8 protein-coding genes are annotated in these 12,576 nt (G+C 56.3%); 2 read left to right on the top strand and 6 right to left on the bottom strand.

From position 1 onward, the window contains the following. Positions 1-122 precede the first annotated feature (122 nt). The 5 genes from SFX18_00200 to argS all read right to left on the bottom strand — a co-directional run bounded on the left by SFX18_00200 (position 123) and on the right by argS (position 8,423). A complete protein-coding gene (locus SFX18_00200) occupies positions 123-2,747 on the bottom strand; it encodes a DNA gyrase subunit B (GenBank protein ID MDX1961537.1) in 2,625 nt (874 codons plus the stop codon). Between the two features lie 81 nt (positions 2,748-2,828). Continuing rightward, positions 2,829-3,125: a DciA family protein gene (locus tag SFX18_00195; GenBank protein ID MDX1961536.1), complete on the bottom strand. Its 297-nt coding sequence runs from the start codon at positions 3,123-3,125 to the stop codon at positions 2,829-2,831. Positions 3,126-3,187: 62 nt separating this feature from the next. Continuing rightward, on the bottom strand, positions 3,188-4,303 hold the full coding sequence (gene dnaN / locus SFX18_00190) for a DNA polymerase III subunit beta (GenBank protein ID MDX1961535.1): 1,116 nt from the start codon (positions 4,301-4,303) through the stop codon (positions 3,188-3,190). Between the two features lie 500 nt (positions 4,304-4,803). Beyond that, positions 4,804-6,048, bottom strand: coding sequence for a DnaA/Hda family protein (locus tag SFX18_00185; GenBank protein ID MDX1961534.1), 1,245 nt, complete (start codon positions 6,046-6,048; stop codon positions 4,804-4,806). A 371-nt stretch (positions 6,049-6,419) separates the two neighbouring features. Next, positions 6,420-8,423: an arginine--tRNA ligase gene (gene argS, locus SFX18_00180; protein ID MDX1961533.1), complete on the bottom strand. Its 2,004-nt coding sequence runs from the start codon at positions 8,421-8,423 to the stop codon at positions 6,420-6,422. Positions 8,424-8,729: 306 nt separating this feature from the next. Here argS and SFX18_00175 point away from each other — a divergent pair, with 306 nt between their 5' ends. Both SFX18_00175 and SFX18_00170 read left to right on the top strand, forming a co-directional pair. Beyond that, positions 8,730-9,719, top strand: a complete 990-nt coding sequence (locus tag SFX18_00175; protein MDX1961532.1) for a transglutaminase family protein — start codon at positions 8,730-8,732, stop codon at positions 9,717-9,719. Between the two features lie 271 nt (positions 9,720-9,990). After that, complete coding sequence (locus tag SFX18_00170; protein MDX1961531.1) at positions 9,991-11,409, top strand: hypothetical protein; 1,419 nt, start codon at positions 9,991-9,993, stop codon at positions 11,407-11,409. A 225-nt stretch (positions 11,410-11,634) separates the two neighbouring features. Here SFX18_00170 and SFX18_00165 read toward each other — a convergent pair whose 3' ends face one another. Beyond that, positions 11,635-12,507 (bottom strand): TIGR00730 family Rossman fold protein, encoded by an 873-nt coding sequence (locus SFX18_00165; GenBank protein MDX1961530.1) that lies wholly within the window; start codon positions 12,505-12,507, stop codon positions 11,635-11,637. Positions 12,508-12,576: the final 69 nt, after the last annotated feature.

The raw sequence follows: 12,576 nt of genomic DNA, 5'->3' as shown, positions 1-12,576 counted from the left end.
CGTACTACCGTGAGCATAACAAGTTATGCCCCTGCCACCCAAGCGGTATTTACCGTCAGTCAAGCGCTCCGCTACGCGTCGCGGCTAACCAAATACCAGCAACAAAAAATCCAGTTCGCCTGCTACACGTCCAAATTCTTGACCTCGAGCGCATGCTTTTCGATGAATTCGCGGCGGGGTTCGACCTTGTCCCCCATCAGCACGCGGAACAGCGAATCCGCCGCGCCGGCGTCCTCCATGCTGACCTTTAACAGGGTGCGGTTCTGCGGATCGAGCGTGGTTTCACGCAATTCCTCGGCGTTCATTTCGCCTAAGCCCTTAAAGCGGGTAATCGTCAGGCCTTTTTCGCCGGCCGCCCGCACCGCCGCCAATAGTCCCCGCAGGTCCTCGATCCCGCTTTGCTGTTCGCCCCGTTGCAGGACATATCGGGGTTCCTCCCGGCCGGTCCGTTCCTGCGGGATGAGCGCCTGAATGTCAAACCCGGCCGTGCGCAGCTCCGCCAGGGCGGCGTTGATGGCCCGCACCTCGTGCAGATCGACGATATGCAGCGTGGAGGCCCCTTTGACCTCGCCATTGGACTTGCCGTTGGTTTCGGTCGTTCCGTTCACGGGGGGGACGGCCGGTCCCGCGCCATTTGTTTCCGCGACAGCCGCACTTCCAGTTTGTCCCCCCCCGTCCCCCGTGGTATTAGGCTGTTCTCCCCCGGGGCCCGGCTCGGCGGGGGCGTTTTCGGTCACGGCCAGTTCCTTGCCCAATTGCGCCTCTTGGGCGGCCACAAATTCGTCCAGCTCGTTCCGCTGATAAAACCAATGTTCCTGTTTGCCCAGGTACAAATGGTAGATCGGCAATTTGCCATCCCGCAGCCGCTGCGCGTGGGCCCGCAGGCTAATACCCCGGCGTTCCAGCGCGATCAAGGCATCCTCCACCCCGGCTAATAGTTCACATAGTTTACGCAGGTCGGCGCCGGTGATTTGCCGCCCATCCCCCGGCTGAAAGGAACAGTCCCCCAGGCCCAGGTCGAGCAGGCGGGTTTTCATTTCCTCGTTGGTTTGGATGTAGTAGGTTTCTTTTTTGCCGCGAACGCGAAAGAGGGGGGGTTGGGCGACGTACACGTGTCCGCCGGCAACCAGGTGGTACATTTGCCTGTAAAAGAATGTCAAGAGCAGCGTGCGAATGTGCGAGCCGTCGATGTCGGCGTCGGTCATGATGACAATTTTGTTGTAGCGGCGGCGCGATAGGTCGGCGTCGTCGCCGATGCCGGTGCCGATGGCGGCGATCATGCTGCGGACTTCCTCATTGGCCAGGACTTTATCCTCGCGGGATTTGTAGGCGTTGATGATTTTACCGCGGAGGGGCAGTATGGCCTGAAAATCCCGCAACCGCCCCCCTTCCGCCGATCCGCCGGCGGAATCCCCCTCGACCAGGTATAGTTCGCAGCGTTCGACCACGCGACTGGTGCAGTCCCGCAGTTTGCCGGGGAGGCTGCCGCCGCTGAGGACTCCCTTGCGGTCGCGAAGGAGTTGCTTGGCCTTGCGGGCCGCTTCGCGCGCTTCGGCGGCGATGATTCCCTTTTGCACGATCAGCTTGGCGACTTTGGGGTATTCCTCCAGGAACTTGGCCAGAATTTCGCCGACGACCGTGTTGACGATCCCTTCGACTTCGCCATTGTTCAGTTTGACCTTGGTTTGGGATTCAAACTTCGGCTCGGGGACGCGGACACTGACGACGGCTGTCAGACCCTCGCGAATATCCTCCCCGGTGGGGGTGATATCCTTGAACAGTTCGTTCTTTTTGCCATAGGCGTTGATCGTGCGGGTCAGGGCCGTGCGAAAACCGACCAAATGCGTCCCCCCTTCGATCGTGTTGATGTTATTGACAAAGCTGTGCACATTTTCCGTGTATTCGTTGGTGTACTGCAGGGCGACTTCGACCTCGACATCGTCTTGTTCCCGAAAGATCGAGATCGGCTCGGCGTGCAGGGCGTCGCTCGCGCGGTTGAGAAATTCGACGTATTCCACAATGCCGCGCAAATACAAAAAGCTTTCTTGTTCCTTGGAGCGCTCATCGGTCAGGGTGATTTTTACCCCGCGATTGAGAAACGCCAATTGCTGCAGGCGATTGTAAAGAATGTTGTATTCGTACTTGATATTGTGAAAGACTTCGGGATCGGGCTTGAACGTGATTTTGGTCCCGGTGCCGGTCGCCTTGCCAATGCGGCGGACGTCGGTCGTGGGCTTGCCACGGGTGTACTCTTGCTGATAGACGTGGCCATCGCGGCGGACCTCCGCCTGGCACCATTCGCTCAGAAAGGTGACGGTTTTTACGCCGATGCCGTGCAGGCCGCCGCTGGTTTTGTAGGCTTGCTTGTCGAACTTGCCGCCAAACTTTAGCACAGTCATCACCCCTTCCAGCGTGCTGACCTCGCGGCCCAGTTCTTTGCTCAGGCCGGGATGCGTCTCGACGGGGATGCCGCGGCCGTCATCGGATACGCTGACGCTGCCATCGACATGGATGGTGACCAGGACTTCCTTGGCATGGCCGGCCATGGCTTCGTCAATGGCGTTATCCACCGCCTCGTATACCAGGTGGTGCATCCCCCGGACGCTGGTATCGCCAATGTACATCCCCGCGCGGGCGCGGACATGCTCTAAGTCGCTCAGGTGCTTCATTTGGTCCGCGCCGTATTCGCCCGACTGAGCGGACGGAAGGGACTGCGGTACGGGATCGGGCGTGTTCTCTGCGGTCATGCAAGTTTTTCTATAAAAATGAATCTCAACTCCGGGGATTTCCCCATCGTCCGTGATAGCTAAATCGTCCACCTAAAAATCTTATTTGCGCGGCTCCACCTTGAACCGCAAATCCTTCAGTTTGGCCTGGGGAAGCGCCGCGGCCAACTCCGCCAATAACCGCGACTTTTCAAAGCCTAGCTCCATGATCGCGACATTACTGGCGGCAAAAATCTCCAACACCCCCCGTTTAAGCTCACCCACGCGGGTTTGACCCGACCACCGCCCCGCTATCCGCGCCCAAACCTCCGCTTCGACGGCCGCGGCGGATTGGCGGGCATAGCCGTGGCGGGCAATCACCTGGGCCAAAATTTCGCTGATCTTTTGCGGTTGGGCCATGGAGGACGGGGGAAAAATTTTACCTGACAATAGGTCGGGGCTAGGGAACAAAAAAATTCACATTAGCGGTCGCGATTGAGTGGCATGACCACGTATGAATAACGACCGTCATCGCTAAAGAGAACAGCGGGACCGACCCCTTCGGCCAATTCAAAGGTGACAATCTGTTCCACGGGAAGTACCTTTAAAAAATCCAGCACGTACCGGGGATCCAACGAAATTTTTAATTCCGGGCCAGAATAGGAAATCACCTGTTCAACGTCGGCTTCGCCGACTTGGGCGGTACTGGCCTGAAGCGAGAGCTTGCCTTCGGTAAAGCGAAAGCTGACGCCGCGGCTTTCATCGCTAGTCACAATCGCCGCTTGCTTGACGGAATCGGCCAATGCGCCGGCGGGAAGCTCTATCCGCGGGGCCGAGGGTCGATGGGGAAAGACGTCGCGCCAGCGGGGAAAACGCCCCTCGACCAACCGGGTGATCAACGTTATTTTTTCACTGCACACCACAAGGTCATTTCCCCGCGCGGCGAGTTTAATGTCTCCTTCGTCCCCGATGGCCCGTTCGATCACTTGCAAGGCCCGCGTGGGAACAATGGTGGGCTGATCGGAAGCGGGCTGTTCGCCCACGGCGCTGGCGGGCCCTTCCATTTTGGCCAGGCGGCGGCCATCGGTCCCGACCGCGGTGACCTTTTCGGCGGTTAGTTCCAATAATACCCCCCCCAGGGCGTAGCGACTGCTTTCGTTATCGGTGGCGTAGACGGTGCGGCGAATAAGCTCGCGCATGACGCGGCAGGGGACTTGGTGGTAGCGGGATTCGGCAAAGTCGGCGATAGAGGGAAACTCAGCCACGCTTTCGGTGGCCAACTTGATCCGGGAGGATTTTCCCTTGACCAGCGCGCCCGAGTCCGTGACGGATAATTCCAACTCATCGTCATGGCTGTCCGCCAAAACATTGCGAAAGCGGGCGATCGGCAGGACGGTCTCGCCCGGCTGGTCCACGGTCAGGCCCGAAACCCGAATCCGCACGCCCACTTCCAGGTCAGTGGCCAAAAGCTCCCCCCCATCGACCCGGGCGATGAATTTTACATTCTGTAAAATTGGCTTGGGACTGCGCACCGGCGCAACCTGGGCCGCAATGGCGAACGCGTTGGCAAATTCACTGCGGGGTAACTTGAGTTTCATGCTGGTGGTAAACTTTCCCTGATTAAAGTGATACAGCTAAATGTGATATAGCCGGTCGAAGGTGATAAATCTCCCAGAGGCAACATTCTTGTCCAAGCCAAGGGGAGTTGCGGGGGAGGAACTTGTGCGGACGTGGTTGGTTGCTCTGTTCTTTTAATAAATAGTTAAAAATTAGCAGTAGTAATACAAGGTCACGTGACACAGGCCCAGGGTTGGGTGGCATGACTAAAAAAATGTGATTAACCGGGGGAAAAGTTTATTTTGGAGGGACCTGGGCTCAGTGGAAAAATTGTCGTTGGCATGTTCCGCGGTTGTTTGACGGCAGTTGGATTATCTTTGGTCCACGCAAGGAGCGGGTATGTATGCGATGTGGTTGTTGGCTGGTCGTGCTGATTGACAACATGAAAACAGTTTTTCCCCAATCAAGGGCCAGGCTGGTTGTAGTCATGTGTAGGTCCAATACAGCAGTGACATAAATAGTGCCGCTGCCAAACTCCTCTTTAATCGGCGGTAGCCAGCATTTTACGAAGTTCTTCGTGTGCTTGGCGTAAATCAGGATCGGTGCGTAAACGTTGTTCGATAGTGCGAATACCGTGCAAAACCGTCGTATGGTCCCGCCCCCCAAAATGGCGCCCCAGTTGCTCGAGGCTGACTTCGCTAAGGCTGCGGGCCAGATACATGGCCAAATTTCGGGCGTTGACCACGGCCCGTCGCCGCGAGGGGCTTAATAAATCGGGGGCTTTAAAGCCAAAATATTTCGCGCATAAATTTGTTATAGTCCGCATGTTAGGCCGCAGGGGGGATTTTCCTCCGGGCAAAAGTCGGCGGACCTCGGCCGGGGTCAAAAGGGAATTTTGGGGGGCGAGGGAGGCAATTCGCTCCGCCTGGCAAAAAATCTCGGTCGCGGTAATATTGGGACGCTGCGCCAAATAAGGAACAACGCCCGGGGCCAGATCCACTCCCCATAATCCCAAATAACGCTCCCACAATAACGCGCGGCTGGCAACATCCGGCAGTTGCAGTTGTACGGTTAGACCACCTTGTAAACGGGCCAAGAGCGCCTCCCCCAGGCCATTGATCCGTTCAAGTGGTAGGCGTGATGTCAGTGCCACCTGCGACCCGCTGGCCACCAAGTCGTCCAGGGCGGCTTGCAATTCCACCCAGGCGGTCCGCTTTCCCGCCAATTGCGTAACGTCATCCACCACCAACAAAACAGCTTGGCGGATCCGTTCTTGAAAAGGCCGAACCTGTTGGCGTTCATGTGCCTGGGTGACACATTGGGCAAAATCAGCACCGGTTAAACAAATAACTTGGGCGGGATTGGCTAATTTATTGCGCCAAATATCGGCCAATCCCCGGGCCAAATGGGTTTTTCCCGAACCGGGGGGGCCTAACAGCACAAGCGGGTTATAAAAGGTGCCTAATTCCCCGGCAAGGGTTTGGAGCGCCTCCGTGGCAAGGCGATTTTCCACTCCGGCAGCAAAGCTTTGTGTTCCCCGAGGTGGGGAAAAATTCGTGGTCTGTGATGGGGGAGGATTTTGTGGTGGGGAGGAATCCGCAGGGCGCTTGGGGCTGCTGGGTGAATGTCGTGAATTGCCACGGGAGTGGGGAGGGGAAGGCGCTGGGGTATCCAGGGAAATCGTGGATGGCCATTCCGTGTGCCCCTCATTCCGCGGCCAGGGGCCGGGAATATCGAGCACAGGCACGGGGGCTATCGTCACAACTCCGTCCACACGACGCTCCACTCGGGCAAAATGACAAAATCCAGAGGCGTAAATTGTTACCCAGCGGGGGAGGGCGCACGGCACAAGTCATCCCGGCGAAGTCGCATCGCCGCACGCACTTGGCCCCCCCTCTCCGGAATGAGGCAAAACCGTGAAAAATGCGCGTTTGGCGGAATTTTTCACAAGTCAAAAATCACACCATAAGATACCAGATTTGAGAGGCCAAGATAAGCCATCCCACTGGAAAAAAGTGGACTAAAATCCCGCGTAAACCAGCGATTTTTAGGGTACGAGAGCGAGTCTTTCGTTTTCCTTCGATCATCGCTGATCAAAAGTCTGTCCGCCGGGAAAAATAACAGTAATTACTTTACAATAAAAGCACTCAATCCTCCTCACATCCGTTCCACCACTTCGATCCCCAATAATTCCAACCCCTGGCGCAGCACCCGCGCCGTTAAGGCGCACAGCGCTAGTCGCGTCGCCAGTTGCGTCGGCGTGTCCGCCTGCAGCACGGGGCAAACCTCATAAAACGCGCTAAACTGATTAGCCAGTTCAAACAAATACGTTGTGAGCTGGTGGGGGCGATAGTCCGCCAGCACCAGTGCGATCGCCTCGGGAAAGCGCAAAGCCGCCAAGGCCAGCGCCCGTTCCGCCGGATGCTCCAGTCGTAACTCCCCCTGACCTAAGATCTCTCCCGCTTGGTCCAAACTCCCCCGCCCCCCGCGCTCAAATATACTTTTTACCCGCGCATAGGCGTATTGCATGTACGCCGCGGTGTTTCCCTTTAACGCGCACATCTTGTCAAAGTCAAACTGGTAATCGCTTTCGCGGTTCTGGCACAAATCGGCGTATTTGACCGCGCTCAGGCCCACGATCCGGGCAATACCGTCTTGCTGAGCGGTTATTGGGCTTTCGGCGGCTGGGTCGGGTGTGATCTGTTCCCGGCGGGAGGCTAGTTCCCGCGCCGCCCGCTCGATGGCCTCATCCAACAGCGCGTCCAGCCCCTCGGCCTTTCCTTCGCGGGTTTTGTACGGTTTGCCATCCTGGCCGAGGACCGTTCCAAATTTGATATGCCGCAAGCGCACATGATCGAGATTCCAGCAGCGCCGTGCTGCGGCAAACAGTTGTTCAAAGTGCAAGCTTTGCCGATGATCCACCACGTACAAGATTTCTTCTGGCTGATATTGGTCCAGCCGGTATTGAATGGTTGCCAGGTCGCTGGTGGCGTACAGGTACGCGCCGTCCTGCTTGCGAATGAGCATCGGCGTGTCAAATCCGTCGAGAAACACGACCGTGGCCCCGTTGCTGGTCGTGGCGATCCCTTTTGCCAAAAGCTCCTCAACCAGCGGAGCTTGCCGCTCGTGGTAAAAACTTTCGCCCAACTGCGTGTCAAACTGGATATTCAGCCGCTGGTAAATGCGGTCGATTTCGGCCCGGCAGGCGGGTAAAAAGCGTTGCCAGAGAGCCACATTTTCCGCATCTCCCGCGTGTAGCTTGGCGGTTTCGGCCAAAACCGCGGCGCCGATGCCGGGATGCGCGGCGGCTAGTTGGCTTAGCTCGGCGGATTCTGACACCGTGGCGATCCGCTTTTGCAGGCCGCGCACTTCCTCGCGCAGTTCCGCCAGCGATTCGCTTTGCTGGCGTATCGCCTTCTCTTGTTGCTTCGCCGTTTTTGGATCGGGACTAACCTCGGCTTTTTGCCGCGCAAGTGCCGCCTCGCGCTGGGCCAGTACCTCTTGCTGCTTAGGCAGGTTGATTACGGCGGCATGGTAATCGACCAGTTGCCGGACCAGTTTGTACAACCGGGCCAGTTCCTGCACCGGTTGCCGCTCGAGCGCCGCGGCATCCACAAAATGCTTGTACCCGTACAAGATCATGCCAAACTGCGTTCCCCAGTCCCCCACATGATTGTCGCCAACCACTCGATGGCCCAAAAACCGTAATGTCCGCGCCAGGGCGTCCCCAATCACGGTCGATCGTATATGGCCCACGTGCATCGGTTTGGCCACGTTTGGGCCTGAATAGTCAATGACAAAAGTCCGAGCGGGGGATTCCCGCGGCACGCCCAAGCGTGGGTCGGACAGATTGGCGGCGACGTGGCGGGCCAGGACCTCATCTCGCAGGCGGATATTGATAAACCCCGGTCCGGCTATTTCCGGTGGGTGGCACAGCGCGGCAAAATTGGGATTTTTTTGCAAGCTGGCGGCAATTTGCGTCGCCACCTCACGCGGGGATTTGCCCAGTGTTTTGGCCAGGGACATGGCGCAATTGGCCTGATAATCGCCAAATTTGGGATCACCGGCGGGGCGCAGCGTTTCCAGTAACTCGGGGGTGGAGCCTCCGCAGTCGGCTAACGCGGCAGCTAATGAATTTCGTAGTTCAACCAAAATGTTCATAGTCACGCATCATAACTGTTAACCGCCGCGGCGAAAATGCACACTGGGCTAACCAGAGCCATGAAGAAGTATGGTTGCTCTGTAAATATTTGCCAAATAATGCTTTAGAATGAATAATCGAATAACGCGGGGCGATTATGCGGAATATGTGTATTGGGGGATGTTAATGGCCGAAAAAGCAGATCCTAAAAGAGCAACTTGCCAAAAAAACGTTCGCTACCCGGGTTGGTAAATTGTTAAAATGGGATAGTTGGGATGTTTGTGATTCTAGGCCACTTATATGTTAACGCTACTCGGGGAAGTTCCATGAACTCGATCAAAAACTGGCACTTTTTTCCCTTGGCTTGGGTCGTGTGTTGTGCGTTGGCGTTTCCAGTAGCCGCGCGGGCGCAATTTGAAGAGGAGAAGCCCGAGCAGTCGGACGCGGCACCCAAGCTGGATCAAAAATTGGTGCAACGGCTCAAAGTGGGGGCCAAGGTCGTGGCCAATGGCGGTCCCTGCGCGGGGTTGCGAATCACCACGCCGGTGCCCATCGATTGGCCCGAGCAAAAAGTAAAAGTGGTCGAGGAAAAAGCGACGCCGAATGTGCGGAACGTGACCTTTATCAATAATATCGCTGGCGGGGTGCGGCAAATGGTGATCACCATCCCCAGTCTCAAGGCCAACGAAATCGCCGAGGCCTATACGATCTATGAAATCGAGCGGCATTCACTGGTACCGCCAGAAAAGACTGACGAGCTAAAGATACCCCCCAAGCCTAGCAATGAGTTAAAAAAATACCTTGGCACCAGTCCGCTGATTGAATTGGGCGACCGGGAGATTATCAAATTGACTAAGGAACTCCCCGCCGAGGCGACCGGTTGGGCCCGGGTGGAAGCGATCTATGATTTGACGCGCGATAAGGTGCAATACAAGGAAGGCCCGATCAAGGGAGCGGCCAAGGCGGTACGGGACGGCACCGGCGACTGCGAGGAACTGACGTCACTCTTTATCGCCCTATGCCGATTGCAAAAAATTCCCGCCCGCACGGTCTGGGTGCCGGGACATTGCTATCCCGAGTTTTATTTGGAGGACGCCGCAGGAAAGGGAAATTGGTATCCATGCCAGGCGGCGGGGTCGCGGGCGTTCGGCGGGATTCCGGAACATCGCCCGATTTTGCAAAAAGGGGATAACTTTAATGATCCGGACCGGCCCAAGGAGCGGCTGCGGTATGTGTCGGAGTTTATGAAAGGGTCGGCGATTAAGGGGGGAGGCAAGCCGCAAGTGGACTTTGTGCGGGAGGTGTTGGCGCAATAGGTGGCCACTCATGGTGTAGGGCATATTGCTGATGTTTTCAAAAGTAGTCATGCACCAGTGATGACTTTCGTCGGAAGATTATTGTACTTATTGGCTTTGTAAATTTTTGAATTATTAACCAATTCCGCTGGCCAAAGGCCTGATTCATCTGTTTTAAATTAACAATTTGATAGCATTCGCATTTCCCATTTGTTGCTGCTAGATTGAATTGACAAGCAGTGACTCTATTATTTCATTCTTAATACACTCTTCGTTTCCATCATTATTATTTATGGTACGCTTTTTGCAAATTTTCCTGCTGTTTTGGTATGGTGCTTTGGCTTGGACAGTGAACTCATCCGCCGCCGAATTTCAGGCCGGCTTTGCCACGGCGGATATCACTCCTCCCGTGGGTTGGCGACGGGCCGGCAATTACACCGAACTGATCAGTACGGGCGTGACCGACCCGCTCTATGCTAAAGTGTTGGTCTTGGCCCAGGGAAAAACAAAAATTGTCATCATTGGCAATGATTTGACCTCGGTCCCGCGCGATTTGACCGCCGCTACCCGCAAATTAGCCGCTGAAAAGACCGGCATTCCCGCGGAACATATCGCCATCACCGCCACCCACACGCATGGCGGGCCAGAGTATTACGGCCCCCTGCGCGAGGCCCTGCACGCGCGGGCGCTGGCCGAGCACAATGGCACCGACCCGCGCGAACCGTTTGATTATCCGGCCAAACTGCGCGACACCTGGGTGGACCTGATCGCGCGGGCCAATGCCTCTTTGCAGCCGGTAAAGCTGTCGTTATCGGTGCCGCAGCAATTGAACATGGCGTACAATCGCCGCTTTTTGATGAAGGATGGGAGCACGGGTTGGAATTCGGGTCATTTTAATCCCGACATTTTGCGCCCATTAGGCCCGGTGGATCCCGACCTGCCGTTTGTGTTGGTGCGGGATGTCAATGATAAACCCTTGGGCGGATTGACGGTCTTTGCCATGCACACGGCCATTTATGGCGGTCCGCAATTTGGAGCGTGCTATCCCGGGCATTTGCAGATAGGCCTACGCGAACAATTGCAGTCGCCGGAGTTTATCTCGATCTTTGGGCAGGGGTGCGCGGGGGATGTCAATCATCTGGATGTCCGCGAGGGACGCGACCGCCAAGAAAACTATCACGCCTCCGTGGGGCAAACACTGGCAAAAACGATCGGCCAGGCGGTCCCTTTTGCCCGATCCGTCGCGCCGGATCTGTTAGCGATGAAAAGCAAGACAATCACCGTGCCGGTCCTCCCGATTACCGAGGTGGAACGCATGGAGGCGGAAAATATCATTAATACCCTTGATCGCAATGGCAAGCCGTTTTTGACAGTCGTGGATGCCTACCGCAAAATGTTTCAAATCGCGCATTGGCGGGATTATGGTGAAAATGTCCCCAAGGAAGTCCAGGCGATTCGGCTGGATCGGGACACGGCGATCGTCACCTTGCCGCACGAAGTCTTTGTGGAATTGGGCATTGCGATCAAGGCGGGTTCCCCCTTTAAAAATACGATTGTGATTAGCCTTACCAACGATGTGGATTATTACGTGCCGACGCGGCGGGCGTTCCAGGAGGGAAATTACGAGCCGACAACCTGTCCATTAGTGCCTGGTTGTGGAGAAAAGCTGGTGGCCGCGGCGCTGGAGTTATTAAATGAAATGGCGGAGTAGGGGGGAGCTGTATAGAAAGTCCCATCCACTTTTAGCTGATCCAACGAATCAAATAATGGCAAAAAGCGTTTCAGTAGAGTGTCTATTGAGTCTTAGACTGTGGGCCAACGGCCCAACCTGCGACAGCCAGGGCCGTTGGCCCACGGTACTATTGCCAGCAGAAGATGCGGATCCAGCGCGAGACATCATTTAGTTCAAACTTCGCCTTGACTAAAGCACCCCACCCTAGCTCACCGTCGGCCAATACTGATTTTCCGGCTTGTGAAAGTCCAAAATCTGTTGCCACGCCTGCTCGGGGTTGTCGGCGTAGCTAATCAGGTCCAAATGCTCGTCGGCAATGACCCCCTCATCCGCCAAATACTGAAAATCGATCACGTTTTTCCAGTATTCCGTGCCGTAAAGGATGATCGGAATCGCCTGCATCCGCCGGACTTGCCGCAAGGTCAAGGCGTCGGTCAGTTCATCCAACGTGCCGTATCCGCCGGGAAAAGTGACCAGCGCCTTGGCCCGGAGCAAAAAATGAAACTTGCGAATGGCAAAGTACTGAAATTGAAAGCAGAGCTCCGGCGTAATGTAGGGATTGGGGGCCTGTTCCTCGGGCAGGGTTATGTTTAGTCCGACGGACTTGGCTCCCACGTCGTGCGCGCCGCGATTGGCCGCCTCCATGATGCCCGGCCCGCCGCCAGTCACCACCACATAATCGCATGTTCCGTCAACCTGGCACGTTCCGGACACCAACCGGCTAAACCGCCGCGCCTCGTCATAGTAATGCGCATTGCCCAGTTGCCGCCGGGCCCGCGCCACTCGCCGCAACAGCTGCGGATTTTCAGGATCGGCGGCCAGGGAAGTTTCCAGCGCGGCCACGCGCTGCTCCGCCGCGGATTGTTCGATAATTTGCGTTCCTCCAAACACCACGATGGTCGACCGGATGCGCTGTTCCTTAAAGGCGACTTCCGGCTTGAGCAATTCCAATTGAAACCGCACCGCCCGCATGTCCTGTCGTTGCAAAAAACCCAAATCCTGATCCACGCGCAAATAACTGGCAGAGTCCAAAATCGCTTGCTGCAGCTTATGCAAATCAACGGGATCGGGTTGCATGCGGGGAATTGAACGGCAAAAGTTGGGGGGCGCTGGTGTGGTATAACGCGGCGAACAAAGTGATTGCAA

The sequence above is a fragment of the Pirellulales bacterium genome, assembly GCA_033762255.1.
Lineage (GTDB): Bacteria > Planctomycetota > Planctomycetia > Pirellulales > JALHPA01 > JANRLT01.
Note: the sequence above shows the minus strand (reverse complement) of the source record. Positions and strands in the feature narration are given on the sequence as shown.

Excerpts from the sequence above, each read along its gene's own strand:
- SFX18_00200 (MDX1961537.1), bottom strand. The coding sequence starts at position 2,747 with ATGACCGCAGAGAACACGCCCGATCCCGTACCGCAGTCCCTTCCGTCC.
- SFX18_00195 (MDX1961536.1), bottom strand. The coding sequence starts at position 3,125 with ATGGCCCAACCGCAAAAGATCAGCGAAATTTTGGCCCAGGTGATTGCC.
- dnaN (MDX1961535.1), bottom strand. The coding sequence starts at position 4,303 with ATGAAACTCAAGTTACCCCGCAGTGAATTTGCCAACGCGTTCGCCATT.
- argS (MDX1961533.1), bottom strand. The coding sequence starts at position 8,423 with ATGAACATTTTGGTTGAACTACGAAATTCATTAGCTGCCGCGTTAGCC.
- SFX18_00175 (MDX1961532.1), top strand. The coding sequence starts at position 8,730 with ATGAACTCGATCAAAAACTGGCACTTTTTTCCCTTGGCTTGGGTCGTG.
- SFX18_00170 (MDX1961531.1), top strand. The coding sequence starts at position 9,991 with ATGGTACGCTTTTTGCAAATTTTCCTGCTGTTTTGGTATGGTGCTTTG.
- SFX18_00165 (MDX1961530.1), bottom strand. The coding sequence starts at position 12,507 with ATGCAACCCGATCCCGTTGATTTGCATAAGCTGCAGCAAGCGATTTTG.